Here is a 16511-nt window from a genome sequence, read left to right as displayed (position 1 = left end):
CATAGACCCATGAAAAAGATACTTATATTATTATCAATGGTTTTCCTTTTAGCATTCAATGGCTATTCGCAGGAAAAAATTAAAGACGGTACATTACAGAAAAGTAAGCTCGAGAAGATTTACATAACACAGGATGTATCACTACACTTTGTATCACCAGAGCCTATCCAATATGCTGATATCTCCACAAAAAGTATGTTGGGTGATCTGCCAGTTAAGAATGTTCTAAGAATCAAGTTCATTCCCGATAGCGCAAAGCAATACGGTTTCGTAAACCGAAGCCTGGGCATAGTTACTGTTGTTGGTGAGAAGTTTATCGCCCAGTACGATGTTTGGTATACTGAAAATGAAGAAAGTGTTCAAACGCAAATTGAAATCCTGCCTCAGAATACAAATCCTTTAAACGTTGGCAATATCCCAATGTCACAAAACGATCTTCATAATTATGCTTTACAGACATTAAAGAAAGGAACCAAGACCCACGCCATCCGCTCGTCAGCTTATGGAATGGATGCACAGGTCAATAATGTGTACACGGTTGATGATTATGTATTTATTGATGTGACCTACTCAAATAATACCAATCTTAAATATGACGTTGACGAGTTCCGCTTTAAAATCGATGATAAGCGGATTACAAAGGCCACAAACGTACAGTCTATTGAAGTCAAACCAGTTTATCAGCTTTATGATAAAGCTTCATTTAAAAAGACGTATAGGAACGTTTTTGCCTTTAAGAAGTTCACTTTTCCCGATAATAAGGTTTTAGCCATAGAACTTACTGAAAAACAGATATCAGGCCGAGTTATAACACTACAGCTTGATTATTCCGATGTACTTAACGCAGATACCCTATAATGAAAAAGGCACTTTTATTTGCCTTTATATTTATGGCAGCCATAAATGTTAGGGCGCAGAACGGAACCAAATTTTTCAGCTTAAAAGGTGGTTGGGTTGCAAAAAACGCTTTCACGGGAACATTAAGCTTTGATGTGAGTACGAAGTATTTTAACCAAAATGAAATCTACGCCGAATACTATCAAAACCATAAAAACCATGACCTTAAAACCATCATGGGTGGATTTGTCCTTAAGCCTGTTATGTTCCGAAGCGGTAATACCGCTTTGCGGTTCAGGTTAGGTGCAGGAATAGGCTCTACAACCCGAAGGTTCGTTGCAGCCCCACAGCTTGGGTTGGAATACGCCCGAAGCATCGGAAAGGGTTTTGATCTTCTTATCATCAACCGTAATCAGGTGTTGTTTTGGGGTGATAAAGCCGACAAATGGCGCATAGGGATTGAAGCTGGTATCAGGATACCAATTAACTAAATCTATTGATATGGAACACATCATAAAACAACCCCCAATAATCAGGTCGCCACATCTTGGTTTAATCGCAATGGGCATCTTCCTTGTTATTTTATCCCTGATAGTTGAACCGTACATTACGCTTAACAGAACTGGCGTAATCGTATTTGCAATTGCTTTTGGGCTATTAATGGTCGAATGCACCTTGTTTACTGTCATTATCCGTTCGATGATTACCAAAAAGACCAGGTTAGAAAGTTGGTCAAAAAAAAATAAGATCATAGCCTCTATTGTTATTGTCGCAGCTTTTTCATGGACGCTTATGCTGTATGAAATCTGCAAGGTCGTTTATTATAACGTATTTGCTTAAAGGCTGAATAGCCGAATCATGAAGAAAGATGGTAAGCAATTGCCATCTTTTTTTTACCCTAACTTTTATTTAAAATGGAAGAAAAAAAGGAATTACAAAAGCTGCATGGGATGCTGCAATTTGTAGTGTATCTGTTAATTTTCTTTGAGATCATAATATTTGTCTACGCAGACAGAATGTTTGTTTCAGGAAAGTTCGGTAATGGTTTAGCCCATATTTTCGAAAAGCTGTCGCACTTGGCGATCTATAAAAACATATTTTATAGCAAGTTTACCACCTTGGTAATCATCTGCTTAGTTTCTATCGGCACCTTAAGCAAAAAGAAGCTTGAATTAGACCCGAAGAAACATATTGTCTACCCTTTAGTAATCGGCTTGTTACTATTCTTTGGCAGTATATGGTTTTTGAATCAGCATGGAAAAGATGCCTTCCCTTATACCTCATGGTACAATATCGGATTTATCGTTACTTCATTGGTTGGGGCGGTTCTTATTCATACCTCAATGGATAATATTTCAAAAATCATACACAGTGGATTTGGTAAAGATGAATGGAATATTGAGGGTGAAAGCTTCATGCAATCGGTTAAGGAGGACATTACCCCCTATTCAGTTAATATACCGATGCAGTTCTATTACAAAAAGAAAGTTCATAATGGCTTTATAAATGTAGTAAACCCGTTTCGAGGAACCATCCTGATAGGCACACCTGGTTCGGGAAAGTCATTTGGTGTAGTTAACCCCTTTATCCGGCAAATGATAGCCAAGGGTTATACGATGTGCCTGTATGACTTTAAATTTCCCGACCTGGGCCAAATCGCTTATTACCACTATCTATTAGCCAAGCAGAACAATAAGATTAAGGATTACCAGTTTAACGTTATCAATTTGGATAAAGTTGAAAAGAGCCGACGGATAAACCCATTACGGGCAGATTATATAGAAACACTTGCTGATGCATCCGAAACCGCAGAAGCCATTGTAGAGAGCCTACAGAAAAGCGATAGCAGCGGGGGAAGCGAAAAGTTCTTTACCCAGTCCGCAGTAAACTTTTTAGCATCCTGTATATATTTCGTTTCAAGGCATGACAACGGCAAGTACTCGACATTTGCGCACTTGTTGGCATTTTTAAACAGGACTTATGAAGAAATATTTACCTGTCTGAATACCTATCCCGTACTTGAAAGTTTGCTATCTCCTTTTGCTTCGGCCTTACAGAAAAAGGCATACGATCAGTTGGAAGGTCAGATAGGAACTTTAAAGATTTTTATTTCAAGGTTAAACACCGAGGAAACCGCCTGGGTGTTTTCAGCAGATGATTTTAATTTAAAGATCAGCGACCCCAAACACCCATCCATATTGATTTTGGCAAATAGCCCTGCAACTCAAAATATCAATTCAACATGTTATTCTGTAGTGGTCAACCGCCTAACAAGGCTGATCAATACCAAGGGTAATTTGCCTACGGCCATTATAGCGGATGAAGCACCTACCCTATTTATTCATAAAATTGAAAACCTGATATCAACAGCACGGAGTAATAAAGTAGCCGTGTTGTTAGGCTTGCAGGAGTTACCCCAGTTGAAGCAGCTACAGGGCAAAGACACCGCTACAACGATAACCGCAGTAATCGGCAATGTTATATCTGGTTCGGTTCGGAACAAAGAAACATTGGATTGGTTAGAACGGCTTTTTGGAAAGAAAAAACAAATTGGCGAGGGCTTAAGCATCGACCGTTCTAAAACATCGGTATCCCTGAATGAAAAATACGACCCACTTATCCCTGCCGGGAAGATAGCCCAGTTAGGTACAGGTGAGTTAGTCGGCTTGATTGCAACGGATGTAAACAATGATTATACAGGCAAGTACACCACATCTAACGTTCACTGTAAAGTCAATCTTAATTTAGCAGATATACAGCGGGAGGAAAAAGGCTATCGGGAGTTACCAAACTTCTATGACTTTAAGGGCAACAAAGCAAAAATCTTAAACAGCAACTTCCTTAAAATCCGCAAGGATGTAGAAAACATCATTCAATATTATTCAAATTAATGCTATCATACCTAAGCCGGAGCATCTGCAGATCAGGGCAGCGCCCGAAGTTAAATGATAGCAAATTTTTCTGCCGGCATTAAGATCCTCAGCTGATTTTGATAGCATTTCTAATTCTAGGAGATCTTCCGGAAGAAAGTTAATGATAGCAGTTTGGTTCTCTGCAGAGAACCTGGCACATCAAATTTGATAGTATAATTCATTGGCCGCCCGGTTGATCATTTACCTTTTTGATAGTAAAGCTTATGAAACACTTTAAAATTTCCTTTATCATCTTTTTTCTTTTTGCCGTAAATAGTTACGCCCAAGACTTCAATTCAATTATAAGCGTAGAGGAAGTTAACACCGTAGCAGTTAAAAAGAAAAGTATTGTCAAGGACACAGTTGTTAAACTGAAAATCATCAAAGACACCGTTTACACTTCTAATTACTTGCCCGAACGTGAACCCCTTGAATTGTCCTGTTTGCCTTTGGCAAATATTAAACTCACTTCTGGATTTGGGTACCGCATTCATCCTATACTAGGAAATCTCAAATTTCATAACGGAATAGACCTTTCCGCACGTCAGGCAGATATCTATTCGGTGCTTCATGGAACTGTTGTAGTATCCAATTATGATAATATTATCGGCAACTATGTTGTAGTAAATCATGGATTTTATGAAACCACATACGGCCATTTAGCGGTACGATTTGTCAAAGCCGGAGATTTGGTAAAGGCCGGAACTATAATAGGCCGTAGCGGGAGAACAGGCCGTGTTACTGGGGAGCATTTACATTTTATAGTAAAGTATAAAGGCCAAAGCATCAATCCCCTTCCATTTCTAAGGGAGATTTTAAGCGTCAACCGCAAAGATCAACTAACCGAATTTTTAACTAAAACAAGTGATTATGTCAATTAAGACCAAAACAGAAATTTCATTGCAAAACAAATTACAGCTTGTGGCCGAGGGCGCAAGTGTAGAGCTTAACAAAGCCGAAGCGGAATTGTACGGGGTAGATGTTGCAGACGTGCTACCTGATGAAGATTTGGACGACGAGGGAAAGGAGGCGAACGATGGCAACTGAAACGAAAAAGATGTATGAGTTAGTTGCCGAGAAGATCATCGAGCAATTAAAGCAGGGTATTGCACCTTGGCAGAAGCCTTGGAATAGCGCAGGAACCGATTATAGCATGCCTTATAACGCTGTTACAAGCAATCCATACAAGGGCTTAAATGCTTTATATCTCCATTTATTCAGCCCTTACCAAGACCCACGTTGGGCAACTTTCAAACAAGCTGAAAGTGAAGGTTGGCAGGTACAGAAAGGCGCTAAGGGATTTATGATAAACTTCGTGAAAACCCATGACTTACGAACTAAACTGGATGAAAACAAACGGCCAGTTATCGGTACGGACGGTAAGCCTGTAAAGATCAAGGTAGAATTGAATAGCCCCATTGTTACCAAAGCCTGGGTGTTTAATGCCGAACAAATTAAAGGAATCCCACCTTTGCCAGTTCGGGAGATAAAAGACAATGAACTATGGGGAAAGGTTGCAAGGGTGGAAAGTATAGTAAAAGCTTCCGGTGCAAAAATAGAACACGTTGCAGGTGACCGGGCTTTTTATACTCCACTATTTGACAAAATAAACATGCCGGAGCGCCCCCAGTTTGAAACAGCCGACCGTTACTACTCGACCCTGCTTCATGAGTTAGGCCATTGGACAGGGCATCATAGCCGTCTTGATCGTGAACTGGTAAACAAGTTCGGCACTCCAGACTATGCCCGAGAGGAATTACGTGCTGAAATAGCTTCGATGATCTTAGGTAACGAACTTAAGATCGGCCACGACCCCAAACAACATATTGCATATGTGGATAGTTGGATAAAGGTCTTAACCGATACCCCTTATGAAATTCATTCAGCAGCAGCAGATGCACAGCGCATATTTGATTATGTAATGGCCTTTGAAAAGAAAATCGAGCAAAAGCAGGAAGCCACCAAAGCACCCGAATACAATCCGAACACGCTACAAACAGGGGACGTTATCAAATACAACGGCACCAAATACGAAGTATTGGAAGCTGATAAAAGGAATTTCCTCATACAAGATTTATCCAATAATCATAAGGTGCAGCTTACCGTAAATGACGGTCTTTTCAATTCCTTGGTTGAAGCCAAAAGAGCTAATAGAAATACCATTTCGATATTGAGTACGATTGAAAACAAAGTAAAGGAATACGATTATAGTATCCCGACCGCAAAGGAATTGGTTGCCCAGGAGGATAACAGTTCCAAAAGAAAAATCTAATTAAAAAGCTTAGTAACATGAACGAACAATTAAATAACCAGTTGCCTTTAAAAGACCTTGAAAATGTAGGTCTGTATAAAGAAGGCTCAATCACAATGGACAGGGAAAATATTAACGCTTTAAAGCGTGGGAATATGACCGGCCTTGTAGAACTCAAAAATGTAAAGGGTAATGATGGGTTTGAAATTGAAGCAATGGCAGCCCGTTTATCTGTAGTAGATCAGAACGGCGAGAATAAGCTAAGGATAGACCCTGTTTACAAGTACGTACAGAAACACCCCCTTTTATCCGAAAAGGAACATGAGCAGCTTGTTAGCGGTGAGGTTGCCAATATAAAAAAAGAGGTGATCGATAAAGAAGGTAATGCAGCCTCTGAAATAATAGAGTTTGACAATTTGACAAACCAGTTTTTAAGCTATGACCCGAGGAAGATAAAAATTCCTGTTGCCATCAACGACGAAACCCTGTCGCCTGAAAAGAAACGCAAATTACGGGAGGGAGAAGTTATTACCCTTTCGGACGGTACAGAAGTTCAGTATAGAACGGCTGATAAAAACGGCCTACGCTCAAATCGAAGTGCCTTAGTTTTATCACTGCTAATAGACGGTGGTTTAAGCTATCTATTGTTTACCGGAATAAACCGTTTGATGGGCAAACAGTCAGCCGAAGAACAATCTTATTCAAAAGGATATCTAACTGCCTTAAAGGAGGTCGAAAAACAGTTAGAGCGCAAACAGCAAAAGTTTCCTAATGATAAATCCATAGCGAATGAGATCAATGTGGTTAAGCATGAATTTAGTAATGCATCGGCAATGTCACCTGCACAATTGGACACTTTAAAAATCAAAGATGCAGACGATGTAAAGAACGAGAAGAACGTTAACGACCCCGATCATGGTAAAAATAACCCAGTAGGAGAAGATGAACACGATATCGAAAATTCACGAGGACGAGGCAGATAACACGTTTATTCCTTTACTTTCAGTTTTAGGCGTTGGACTTGCGGTCCAGCGCCTTTTTGTTAACTCGCTGCATTTTGACCATGCCGGAAGGTTGGTTTTTAATTACTATGCTAATGATGATCTTAAAGATAGTGAGCTGTTTGGCTTTAAGACCGTAAAGCTTGCCTGTACAAATGGCCTTTGGTATGCCGGAGATCAACATAAACCAACTAACGTTTTTCTGTTTTTTTCAGCAATGGAGGCAATCGCTTTTGCCCATCTGAATAGTTCAAAGTTTAACGGTTTTGGCCATTGCCTGTTCGTCGCTTTAGGCGTTCGCCCCTCAAAACAACAAATCGACCTGCTTAGAAAGCAGTTTAGAGAATGCAAATTTCATACGGTTTTTTCCAATGATTTAATCGGTAAAGTTTATGACTGCAAAGCTTCGCTTTGGCTCACAAACAAAGATTGCTCTTTTACCCTTGCGGATGACATTGTAACTGTTACTGCCGTAACAGAAAATGAATCGCCCAAATCAGTGATTATTGGCCGGAGCCAATTCTCTTACTTTTCGTTTCACAGGCAGTTTGGTAAAAGAAGCAATATTAAAACACATAAGCCGAACGACAAAAACCATTTGTCGTTTTTGGGCTACTTAGTCCAAAAGAAAGGCTTTTAGAACGAAATTTATTTATATCAATATATCAATATATAAATATCTCATTTTATGGATAAAGTCGCTAAATGCCCCGTTTGCAATCAAGGAGACTTGATAGAGGGCGCTAAAGGTTATATGTGCAACCATTTTAAAAGTATGGACGATAAGTGCAGCTTTATGATTTTTAAGACCTACTTCGGTAAGGAAATGACACGGAATATTGTTAAGCAGCTTGCCCATCATAAGGAAACGGATTTCTTTGATGACTTGGTTAATAAAGATAATAAGCAGTTTTCCGCAAAGTTGGTGATTGAAGAAGGGGCTATTAAGCCGCATTTTCAGCATAATTCTTTAGATACGCCCTGCCCTAAATGTGCTAAGGAAGTTAAAATTTCTAACAAGGCGTTTATTTGCGAAGGCTTTTTTAACGATAAAGAATGTGATTTGTATATCAACAGGAACATTGCAGGTGTTTTTTTGTCCGAAAATGAGGCCGAGGTTCTTTTGAACGGTAGTTCGACGGATTATAGGACGGATTTTTTGAGTAATAGCCAAAAGACTTTTGGGGCGAAGCTTATTCTTGATGATAATTTGCAGGTTAAGTTTGATTTTGAGATCATTAAATGCCCTAAGTGTAAGACAGGTAGCGTTTCGGCTAATCATAAGGCGTATGGTTGCTCGAATTACAGGAATGATAAAATTAAGTGCGAATTTACCGTTTGGAGAGAAATTTCAGGCAAGGAGATTACGCTTAAAGATTTGTTGGATTTGTGCCAAAAAGGTACGTCAGACAAGACAAAGTTTAAGCCTAAAAATGGCGACGCATACACCGGGTTTTATAAACTGGATAGCGATTATAAGCTTGAAATAGTTAAAAATTCCTGATAAAATGATTTGGGCATCACTACGGTCGGGCTATCTGTTCATATCTTTTTGCCCCCCCATCACCCTTCCATTACACAGCAAAAAGGATAACCACTTCTATCCCTGATGCTCATTTAATAGAGTTCTTTTAAAGATTATTAACCATAAAACTATGTAACATGGACATTATCCCAAATCCGGTTCAGGTCATTCCACCGAGTCCTGAACAGAAAGAGCTTTACGAAGCTCCCTTTAAAGAAAAGGCGGACACTACAGTCGCCCTTGAAAAACCAAAACTTACACACGAGCAGTTAACTTCAATTCCAGATGTGATCGACGGTCACCAGTTATCGGCAAAAGACAAGTACGATCTTCTTTTAGACGCCCTGGTTGTAGATAAAAACGATCTATACTACTTTCTCGATGATAAAGGGTATATTATCAGACATTTTACCCAAGAACCGACAGATAAGGAAAAGAGATTTGTTAATTTTGAGGATGTAACTTTTGATATGAAGAAAACTCAACTTAACGATCAGAATTTTGAATACCTTAAAAAAAGCCTTAAATACCTGGGCTTTGGGGAAAATCTCAATTCTGCATTAGAAGTTCGGTTAAAAGAGGGTTCGGATAAATTTACCTTGGGCGCTTCGGCTGCATTTAGTACGCCAAACGCTAAGGATATGGTAAATTATGAATTGCGGTTTAGTAAAAGCAAAACAACCGACAACTATTTTTTAAACGACTATCAGGCTACCCTTGAAAAAGGCAATGCCAACGGCACAGTACAAGATCCTGTAAGCCGTGTGTTCACTTTAAATAAAGGGAACGATATAACTGCCAAAGAAGCTTACAACCTTCTTTCAGGCCGTTCTATTCAAAAGAATGCGGAAATCACAGATAAGCAGAACGTTACCGAATCAGGGGAGCCAATAAAGCGTAAGGAAGAAGTTTGGATGAAGCTTGATTTTGAAAAGAAGAACGATCAAGGCCAGTTTTCCTTTAAAACCTTCTATAAAAATTACGGCTTTGACCTGGATAAAGCTGTTACCACCCACCCAATAAAAGAACTAAACGACCCCGATCATAGGGAACGGTTAATGTCCTCTTTAAAACGTGGCAACCTTCAATCGGTAACCCTTGAGAAGAACGGCACCGAAGAAAAGGCTTTTGTAGCTGCAAGCCCCCAGTTTAAAAATCTTAGCCTGTATGATAAAGACCTAAAGCTTGTGTACGAAAAACCACAGGATATAAAGGTTCAGAATCAGGAAGATAAAGGCTACCAACGAAGCCGATAGTATGAATAGTATCGGCATCCCAAATCAGGAACGATACTTACAATTAAGCCCCACCATTTCCTACTGCTTTTTATCAGTCTTTGGATTGTTATTTATTGCAGTGGCGTTACTGGTCGGGGCTTTTTGGTTAAACACACTCTGTTTACCTGCAATTGTAGTATTGGCTATGGCTTTCTATCGGTTCTTTTATATCCGTCTAACGCTTTATATCCTTACAGCAGAAACCTTGAAAATAAGGACTGGGATATTCAGCTATACGCTTGTAACACTTGAATTGTATAGGGTAAAGGATTATGTCATCAAGCAAAACCTAATAATGAGGATTTTGAAAATTATGACCTTGACCCTATTTACCACCGATAAGCAAGACGTTGTAATTGCCCTAAATGGCATCCCTCAGTCAAACCTGAATGACACGATCAGGGATTTGGTACAACGAGCGAGAGCAAAAAGTAAAATCATTGAAATCAATTAAATTTTAAAATTACCACCTATGAAAAAGTTATTAAGCCTTTGTGTATTAGCATTGATGTTCATTTCATGCAGTAAAGACTACGACCCTGATGTACAAACAAAGTCGGAAAAGAAAGTAAATGTTGAAGTAGAATTTTCCGGCAATTATCAAAACTACCAGTTACTATTTACCATTAATTCATTAACCAAGGGCGAAGGCGCTTTTGTTGAGCCGTTGATAAGCACCCCTGCAAATACCCAATGGACACAGGTAATTGCACAAGGAAATGCTTATAATTATATAGCAGATTTGACCAGTAATAAGCTTGTTGTAGAGAGCAAGGAAGCTGTTAACAGGCTGGGTTTTCTTTTGTCAGCCACACAGACCAAAAACACCGATGATGCCTCGCAAACACCTATAACAGCCTTAATAAAGGTGTATGCTGATGACAAGCTGATTGAAACCTATACTTATAAAGCGTTACCAGTGGGACAAGTGACAGAACCCGTATCCAAAAATTTAGACATTTCAGCATATTGATTTTTTTCTTTTAGCCGTTCCGTTTAGTTAGATCACGGGCGTTGGCTTCGGCCAACGCCTTTTTACGTTTTATACTTTTGCTACTATACCGTTCCCTGAGCATCCGCAGATCAGGGCAGGGCACTTCCCTAACTGATAGCATTATTTGAATTGGCCTCCAGGCGCCGCTTGTGATTATGATAGCATTTAGTTTGTCTCGAGAAGATCCGGAACATTCCTTTCGATAGTGTTATTCATTGGCCGACCGCCTGATCAGGGTTCATAATGATAGCACCCGAAATTAAAGAAATCTTCATTGTAACGACTTGGGAGTTACCCTAATCAATTTATATACAAAGTTCGGCACTAATTCCGAAATGTGCCCCTACCCTCTGTCTAACCACCAAATCCTTAAAAAACAAAATGGGTATCCCGAAGGGAACCCACCGCATTTTCTTTTTTAAGAATTTGCACGTATTCGGTCTTATTGCCAGTGACGGGTACATAAATCAATTCAGGTTTATGTTAAAATTTAAGATATGAATACTATTAAATTGGATCCAGAATTAGCTAAGAAGTACGGAGTTGAAAACCTTGAAGAATATGGCGACATGTTGATTTCCTGTTGCGAATCAGACGATCAAGCAAAACTTAAAGAAATGGCAGACGCATTATCTGACCAGGAAGCTAAGGCAATTGGGGATGAACTAACAACCGTATTCCACTATGAAATCTTAAACAGTGATGAAACCGAAGAACAATTTTTAAAATCACTATATCTGAATAGAAGCCCTAAATAGGGCTTTTTAAAATACGGGAAACTGTAAAAATCATATTTTCAGAGGCGTTACCTTTGGGGCTATTGCAAGTCGATCTACATTTTTATCAAATTACAATTAATTATGGAAGTACCCGCAGAAAGTAAAAAATTGATGGAAAGCATTATTGGCAAGGCTACCCAATATGCGGACAGCACCTATAAGAATGTAGATGATGCTCGTATTGCTGCAAAAGGATTTGCAGTCGGTTTTCAGGAAGCTTATAGTGAAAAAAACGCAGAATTGAAGGAGATTAAGGGCATTGTAAAGGCGCTTTTACCAGGCACAGGCGCAATACCACCTGAAAAGCTAAAAGTTCTCGAGGAATTTATTGCAAAAAAGGATGCAATAATCCCCCTATGCTATCGATCTAAGATTGTAGCAAATTCTTATGCCGGCAATGAGATCCGCCACCCACTTTGATAGCATTAAGTTTACCTGAAGATCTACCAGGTTATTAATTATGATAGCAATTATCTGTTCAGCCTTGGCAGAACGCTTCCAGTAACCGCTTAAATTTTTAGTATGCAAAGGTGGAACGTTGCTATATATCTGTCAAGGGTATATAAACGGTTCGTACCTCACCGCCCTTGACTGATATGCTCACAGTTCCTACACCCATGCAATAAAAATTTAAGCTTTATTGTTATGGAAATGATCATTCATCAAGAATTTTTAACAGAAAATCACTACACAAAAATCATTGGCAGTACAAAGGTAGAACTGCATTTCAGGTTCAAACCATTTAATGTACTTAAAGACAACGGCCTACCTTGCATATCACATTTGCAGGTTAGCAGCATCAATCAGGTTACAGGTAAAAAAGACGGCAAGTCACATTTCTTTCATCCTGAATCTTTATACGGTTACACCTGCTTTGAAACGTTTGCCGAGGATGCCATCAAGCACTTTATTAAAGAACAATACATCGTAATTGATGCGGAAGTACAGTATTCCCTTTTCTAACTACTGTATGGTTTGATAGCAAAAGTTATTCCTGGAGAAAGTCCGGGTCTGACTTTTTGATAGTAATATTTTGTGGCCAGCTCGTGCAGCTTCGCTTCTTTTGATAGCATTCCCTATATATAGAGGGGGTGATTGTTTAAAGGATATCATTAGGGAGTAATCATATTATTAGTTTAAATACAAAGTTCGGCCCATAATCCCGAAACGTGGGCAGCCCTCATTGCCATTCCGCACCAAAAAATTTAAAAACAAAATGGGTATCCCAAAGGGAACCCACCGCATTTTCTTTCCAAATTTTTTGCACTTATTCGGCCTTAGAGCCGGAGTGACGCATGTAAACTAATTCAGGTTTACGATTAAAATTTAAGATCATGGAAGAATTTAGGTTAAACAGCACTTACGAATTTAATCAGTTTGCAGGAGGTTCAGAATCAGTTTATAAGTACACTTTCGGAATCCACATAACCCAAGGAATAAAATACCTTGCTGATACTTACGAATGCTACTGGTTGCTTGATTTAATCTGTATCCATTCAAGGGATATTAAGGATACCCAGGAGTTTCAAGTCTGGATATTAAAGCGGCTGCAAGGCAATCATTTCAAACTTTCAGTTGAAGATGGAAACAAGAATGTCATTAAGGAAATTGATATTCGCTTTTCTGATTTTAAAGCTGATCTGGTACACGTTTGGTTACAAAATGATTTAATATACTTACCGAACGAACACTAAGAATTAGCCCCTTAATGGGGCTTTTTTTATGGTCAGCATTCCAATAGGTCGAAATACTATAATGCTGTTAGAGTTATAAACATAACTACCCGCCCCACCCCTTAATGGTTTTGGACTTTAGACAGCTAAAATAAAAAATGCGTATTTTTACAATTACACTTTAAAAAAATCCAATCAAAATGTTTATTGTTTAAGATATATTGATATCTTTGTATATTGATATCATTATTTGTGTTATTATGGAAAACAACGTATTATCAGATAAAGCCAAGGAACTAAGCTACAGCCTATCAAGGGTTGATAGAAGCGTTGCAGATAACCTAATGGATATTGATAACAGCTTTGAAGGTGATGCCCAAAACGTTTTGGACTTTATCATTTTCATGAGCAAGAAGATTAATAACAACCTGTTTGGCTATACTAAGTTTACCATAAAAGAATATAGCGATTTTACAGGGATAAGCGCACCTAACCTTTGCGCTGTTCATCCTGATATCGTCAGTGGCCGTGTCAAGGCGCCAGTATATGAGGGACACAAATTTGAAAGTGTGCTTGATTATACGCTTTATCGGATGCTAAGAACCAATATCCTGTTTTCAAGGGTGCATGACTACCGAGAAGATGGAAAGATCATCAAACTTGAAAACTTTCCTATTCTAAAAGACATTTATTTGCAAAGCGGTACGGTACTGGGAACAAAGAAAGTTTATGAAGTACGCCTTTCTGATGTAATTATAGAGGGCTTCGTAAAACGATATTATACGCTTGACACCACCAGGCTTCCGGCCATTGGCAAAGGCAAGGGCGGGCATTCCAGAAAGAAGATTTACATTTTTCTTAATAAGGTTTTTCATATCTATGCATCCCAACAGGGCAAGGTTGATGTTCCCCTGTATTCCGTAGATCACCTGGCCGATATCGCAGGTGTTCGATATATGAAAGAAACCGATAAAAAAGGGAACCCAGTAGAGAAAGAGCCAAAGCATAAAAAAGAAGCTGTCAGCAATATTCTGAAATCAATCTATAAGAATATCAATAGTGACAAGAAGTTACTTCACTTTTCATTTGAGTACAAGTTTGTAAGCGGAAACGTCGAAAACAAATACGTTGAGGATTATCTGATCAAATTCGATTTTACCTCAAATATGCATCCCGAGATCATGCAAAGAATGTCGGTAGATCATAAGCTAAAATTAACGCTTCTAAAGGACTTAAGGCATTTATTTGATAGTATATACCCGCAGGAAAGATTAAGCAGAATTACAGCCTTTGAGAAAGAGACAGATGCATTTCAAAGGTGGCTGAACTCCACTGATGCAGACCTTCAAAAAAAGGTCGAGGTTTTAAAATCGGTGTATTTCAAAGCCAACGAATGGAATAAAGCCAAACAGCTTAAGGACAGCGAGGCAATACGAATGATACATGAAGGCTTTTTAAGCATTGAGCCGACTATGGGAGCATTATAACATACCGACTGGGCATTATAACTTGTCGACCGAGCATTATAGTATACCGACCCTACCCTACTTTGGCATTATAGTATTTCGACCAACTGTTATAACTTTTCGACCTTAAGCTGATAACCATTATAGTATTTCGACCAACCGTTATATCTTTTCGACCCTGAAAGGCCGCTATTATAACATACCGACCAACAGGAAATTAAAAAGGCTATTTCCAGTTCAGAAACAGCCTTTTTTTTAAGAACCATTATAGTATTTCGACCATTATTATATCTTAATAGCATAATCAATATATATAAGGATTTTGCTTCGCAAAGGGTTTTATTTTTCTCCCTTCGGTCGGCATCTTGGCAAAGCATATCAGTCGTTTTAAGCGCACATTTTTACAGAAGCGGTAAAGATTCCGTAAAAGTAATATTAATCCGGCAGAACGCCTAAATAATAGCTTGAATGCGGCTTACCCGACAAGATGATTAAACAGCAAAAAGAAAAAATAGAAATGAATTTTATGCACCCTTATTGAAAAATAGGCTGTAAACTGGTAAATATGGCTTCTCTGCCCTACCAGATTGATTATTATTAAAATTTACCTTTCGATTTTATAAATGAATTAAACAGCTTTATCTGTTCTTCTCTTTCCCGGTTCGTTTTAGAAGAACCTGAACCGATAGACCAGGCAAATATTATCCATACCAACAATGCAAGCGCAATTAAAAAAGTAGGATGATCTGAACCTAAAGCACCTATCATCAAAAAGAAGCTAACTATTGTAGCCACTAAGAATTTTCCGAACCCAGTCATAACCTATTGCTTTAAGTGAATAAATATTGATATAATTATATCAAAGTATCTTTATATAAAGTTACAAAAGATATGTCAGTTAAACAAGGAAAAGGATAATATTTTTATATAAAGATATCAATATATCAAGATATTTTTATATCTTTGGTTAGCGTTAACCACTAATCTAATTATCATGAGCGTATTAACAGTAAGAACAACAGAAAGTGACGATCAATTAATAGAAGAACTTAAGAAAAAGTACGATATACCAGTCGCAACCAAAGCATTATTATTTGCTGCCCAAAAATGCCTTGCATTGGAAAAAGAGGTTGCAGAACTAAAGCAGGAACGCCAGCAGCTTAGGCAGAAAACCGCAGATTACAGGTCTGCCAGTTTGGATATTCTTAGCGGATTATCGCAGCTTACCAAATTAACAAGTTGATATAATTACATATTGATACATAGATATTAATATATTATTTAGATTTTATTTTATGAAAGAACATGAATTGCAAAACCATCCACTTTACAAAAAGGCCAAAAGGAGTTATTATTTCGAGCGTTGGAAATGGGTAGCCTGGAATGCTTTTATATCTCTTGCCCTATTCTATAAACTACGGCGACATTATGACACTTTTGAAACGGTACTTTTCTTTCTCACGTTACTTGCTACCATTTTTTTATTAGCTGTAATGCCGAAAACCAAGTTCGAAAATTCAAGGGAATGCCAAGAATTAAAGGAAATATTAAAGTGATATACTGATATCATTATATATAAATATCAAAATATAAAGATCATGGACGACGAAAAATATGTATTTGAAGTAGAGCATTTCGGTAGGTTGGAAATGAAAGGAGAAAACGTATACAAGGCGTTAGAAATTCTCAAAGGCGAGTTAAGTCCCGATATTCAATTTAAGATTTTAAAAGCGCATGTTATTAAGAATAATGATTTTTTGATTGATATATCTGAATTTGTTGCAACCATTTAAATA

The 16511-nt window shown here is 38.3% G+C and carries 21 protein-coding genes; 20 read left to right on the top strand and 1 reads right to left on the bottom strand.

Features of this window, described 5'->3' with window-relative positions:
- Window positions 1-9: 9 nt before the first annotated feature.
- From traN to ABDD94_RS22825, 18 genes are all read left to right on the top strand, one after another.
- The gene (traN, locus tag ABDD94_RS22910; protein ID WP_345956011.1) at window positions 10-858 is read left to right on the top strand and encodes a conjugative transposon protein TraN; all 849 of its coding nucleotides are present in this window, start codon (window positions 10-12) and stop codon (window positions 856-858) included.
- A complete protein-coding gene (locus ABDD94_RS22905) occupies window positions 858-1328 on the top strand; it encodes a hypothetical protein (RefSeq protein WP_345956010.1) in 471 nt (156 codons plus the stop codon). Before traN ends, ABDD94_RS22905 begins: the two co-directional genes overlap by 1 nt.
- A 10-nt stretch (window positions 1329-1338) precedes the next feature.
- Complete coding sequence (locus ABDD94_RS22900) at window positions 1339-1677, top strand: hypothetical protein (protein WP_345956009.1); 339 nt, start codon at window positions 1339-1341, stop codon at window positions 1675-1677.
- A gap of 74 nt (window positions 1678-1751) precedes the next feature.
- Window positions 1752-3728, top strand: coding sequence for a type IV secretion system DNA-binding domain-containing protein (locus tag ABDD94_RS22895; protein ID WP_345956008.1), 1977 nt, complete (start codon window positions 1752-1754; stop codon window positions 3726-3728).
- Between the two features lie 245 nt (window positions 3729-3973).
- Complete coding sequence (locus ABDD94_RS22890; RefSeq protein WP_345952150.1) at window positions 3974-4630, top strand: M23 family metallopeptidase; 657 nt, start codon at window positions 3974-3976, stop codon at window positions 4628-4630.
- Entirely contained in the window at window positions 4620-4796 is a 177-nt protein-coding gene (locus ABDD94_RS22885; RefSeq protein ID WP_345956007.1) for a hypothetical protein, read from the top strand. Before ABDD94_RS22890 ends, ABDD94_RS22885 begins: the two co-directional genes overlap by 11 nt.
- Window positions 4786-6021 carry a zincin-like metallopeptidase domain-containing protein gene (locus ABDD94_RS22880; protein ID WP_345956063.1) on the top strand — a complete coding sequence of 412 codons (1236 nt, stop codon included), beginning with the start codon at window positions 4786-4788 and terminating at the stop codon, window positions 6019-6021. Before ABDD94_RS22885 ends, ABDD94_RS22880 begins: the two co-directional genes overlap by 11 nt.
- A gap of 17 nt (window positions 6022-6038) precedes the next feature.
- The gene (locus ABDD94_RS22875; protein ID WP_345956062.1) at window positions 6039-6983 is read left to right on the top strand and encodes a DUF4099 domain-containing protein; all 945 of its coding nucleotides are present in this window, start codon (window positions 6039-6041) and stop codon (window positions 6981-6983) included.
- On the top strand, window positions 6943-7641 hold the full coding sequence (locus ABDD94_RS22870; protein ID WP_345956061.1) for a hypothetical protein: 699 nt from the start codon (window positions 6943-6945) through the stop codon (window positions 7639-7641). The genes ABDD94_RS22875 and ABDD94_RS22870 overlap by 41 nt, the downstream gene beginning before the upstream one ends.
- 135 nt (window positions 7642-7776) lie before the next feature.
- Entirely contained in the window at window positions 7777-8505 is a 729-nt protein-coding gene (locus tag ABDD94_RS22865) for a topoisomerase C-terminal repeat-containing protein (protein WP_345956060.1), read from the top strand.
- Window positions 8506-8663: 158 nt separating this feature from the next.
- Window positions 8664-9782 carry a hypothetical protein gene (locus tag ABDD94_RS22860; RefSeq protein WP_345956059.1) on the top strand — a complete coding sequence of 373 codons (1119 nt, stop codon included), beginning with the start codon at window positions 8664-8666 and terminating at the stop codon, window positions 9780-9782.
- 1 nt (window position 9783) lies between these two features.
- Window positions 9784-10257 carry a PH domain-containing protein gene (locus ABDD94_RS22855; protein ID WP_345952157.1) on the top strand — a complete coding sequence of 158 codons (474 nt, stop codon included), beginning with the start codon at window positions 9784-9786 and terminating at the stop codon, window positions 10255-10257.
- An 18-nt stretch (window positions 10258-10275) separates the two neighbouring features.
- Window positions 10276-10776 carry a hypothetical protein gene (locus ABDD94_RS22850; RefSeq protein ID WP_345956058.1) on the top strand — a complete coding sequence of 167 codons (501 nt, stop codon included), beginning with the start codon at window positions 10276-10278 and terminating at the stop codon, window positions 10774-10776.
- A 518-nt stretch (window positions 10777-11294) separates the two neighbouring features.
- Window positions 11295-11555, top strand: a complete 261-nt coding sequence (locus ABDD94_RS22845) for a hypothetical protein (protein WP_345956057.1) — start codon at window positions 11295-11297, stop codon at window positions 11553-11555.
- A gap of 102 nt (window positions 11556-11657) precedes the next feature.
- Window positions 11658-11996, top strand: a complete 339-nt coding sequence (locus ABDD94_RS22840) for a hypothetical protein (RefSeq protein WP_345956056.1) — start codon at window positions 11658-11660, stop codon at window positions 11994-11996.
- Between the two features lie 225 nt (window positions 11997-12221).
- Window positions 12222-12539, top strand: coding sequence for a hypothetical protein (locus tag ABDD94_RS22835; protein ID WP_345956055.1), 318 nt, complete (start codon window positions 12222-12224; stop codon window positions 12537-12539).
- Between the two features lie 371 nt (window positions 12540-12910).
- Entirely contained in the window at window positions 12911-13270 is a 360-nt protein-coding gene (locus ABDD94_RS22830) for a DUF6876 family protein (protein ID WP_345956054.1), read from the top strand.
- A 239-nt stretch (window positions 13271-13509) separates the two neighbouring features.
- On the top strand, window positions 13510-14736 hold the full coding sequence (locus tag ABDD94_RS22825; protein WP_345952163.1) for a hypothetical protein: 1227 nt from the start codon (window positions 13510-13512) through the stop codon (window positions 14734-14736).
- Between the two features lie 576 nt (window positions 14737-15312).
- Here ABDD94_RS22825 and ABDD94_RS22820 read toward each other — a convergent pair.
- Complete coding sequence (locus ABDD94_RS22820; protein ID WP_345956053.1) at window positions 15313-15534, bottom strand: hypothetical protein; 222 nt, start codon at window positions 15532-15534, stop codon at window positions 15313-15315.
- A gap of 175 nt (window positions 15535-15709) precedes the next feature.
- On the opposite strand from ABDD94_RS22820, the gene ABDD94_RS22815 reads away from it, so the two are divergent.
- Together ABDD94_RS22815 and ABDD94_RS22810 are read left to right on the top strand one after the other, a co-directional pair.
- Window positions 15710-15958 (top strand): hypothetical protein, encoded by a 249-nt coding sequence (locus tag ABDD94_RS22815; protein WP_345952165.1) that lies wholly within the window; start codon window positions 15710-15712, stop codon window positions 15956-15958.
- A gap of 355 nt (window positions 15959-16313) precedes the next feature.
- Entirely contained in the window at window positions 16314-16508 is a 195-nt protein-coding gene (locus ABDD94_RS22810; RefSeq protein ID WP_345952167.1) for a hypothetical protein, read from the top strand.
- The last annotated feature ends 3 nt before the right edge of the window (window positions 16509-16511 follow it).

The organism is Mucilaginibacter sp. PAMB04168 (assembly GCF_039634365.2).
Classification (GTDB): Bacteria; Bacteroidota; Bacteroidia; order Sphingobacteriales; family Sphingobacteriaceae; genus Mucilaginibacter.
The sequence above is the reverse complement of the archived record's forward strand: the minus strand, read 5'-3'. Positions and strand labels throughout refer to the sequence as shown.

Coding starts and splice junctions, on each gene's coding strand:
- ABDD94_RS22895 (WP_345956008.1), top strand. CDS start 1,752: ATGGAAGAAAAAAAGGAATTACAAAAGCTGCATGGGATGCTGCAATTT.
- ABDD94_RS22840 (WP_345956056.1), top strand. CDS start 11,658: ATGGAAGTACCCGCAGAAAGTAAAAAATTGATGGAAAGCATTATTGGC.
- ABDD94_RS22820 (WP_345956053.1), bottom strand. CDS start 15,534: ATGACTGGGTTCGGAAAATTCTTAGTGGCTACAATAGTTAGCTTCTTT.
- ABDD94_RS22855 (WP_345952157.1), top strand. CDS start 9,784: ATGAATAGTATCGGCATCCCAAATCAGGAACGATACTTACAATTAAGC.
- ABDD94_RS22830 (WP_345956054.1), top strand. CDS start 12,911: ATGGAAGAATTTAGGTTAAACAGCACTTACGAATTTAATCAGTTTGCA.
- ABDD94_RS22890 (WP_345952150.1), top strand. CDS start 3,974: ATGAAACACTTTAAAATTTCCTTTATCATCTTTTTTCTTTTTGCCGTA.
- ABDD94_RS22905 (WP_345956010.1), top strand. CDS start 858: ATGAAAAAGGCACTTTTATTTGCCTTTATATTTATGGCAGCCATAAAT.
- ABDD94_RS22865 (WP_345956060.1), top strand. CDS start 7,777: ATGGACGATAAGTGCAGCTTTATGATTTTTAAGACCTACTTCGGTAAG.
- traN (WP_345956011.1), top strand. CDS start 10: ATGAAAAAGATACTTATATTATTATCAATGGTTTTCCTTTTAGCATTC.
- ABDD94_RS22875 (WP_345956062.1), top strand. CDS start 6,039: ATGAACGAACAATTAAATAACCAGTTGCCTTTAAAAGACCTTGAAAAT.
- ABDD94_RS22850 (WP_345956058.1), top strand. CDS start 10,276: ATGAAAAAGTTATTAAGCCTTTGTGTATTAGCATTGATGTTCATTTCA.
- ABDD94_RS22870 (WP_345956061.1), top strand. CDS start 6,943: ATGAACACGATATCGAAAATTCACGAGGACGAGGCAGATAACACGTTT.
- ABDD94_RS22810 (WP_345952167.1), top strand. CDS start 16,314: ATGGACGACGAAAAATATGTATTTGAAGTAGAGCATTTCGGTAGGTTG.
- ABDD94_RS22900 (WP_345956009.1), top strand. CDS start 1,339: ATGGAACACATCATAAAACAACCCCCAATAATCAGGTCGCCACATCTT.
- ABDD94_RS22860 (WP_345956059.1), top strand. CDS start 8,664: ATGGACATTATCCCAAATCCGGTTCAGGTCATTCCACCGAGTCCTGAA.
- ABDD94_RS22815 (WP_345952165.1), top strand. CDS start 15,710: ATGAGCGTATTAACAGTAAGAACAACAGAAAGTGACGATCAATTAATA.
- ABDD94_RS22825 (WP_345952163.1), top strand. CDS start 13,510: ATGGAAAACAACGTATTATCAGATAAAGCCAAGGAACTAAGCTACAGC.
- ABDD94_RS22885 (WP_345956007.1), top strand. CDS start 4,620: ATGTCAATTAAGACCAAAACAGAAATTTCATTGCAAAACAAATTACAG.
- ABDD94_RS22835 (WP_345956055.1), top strand. CDS start 12,222: ATGGAAATGATCATTCATCAAGAATTTTTAACAGAAAATCACTACACA.
- ABDD94_RS22880 (WP_345956063.1), top strand. CDS start 4,786: ATGGCAACTGAAACGAAAAAGATGTATGAGTTAGTTGCCGAGAAGATC.
- ABDD94_RS22845 (WP_345956057.1), top strand. CDS start 11,295: ATGAATACTATTAAATTGGATCCAGAATTAGCTAAGAAGTACGGAGTT.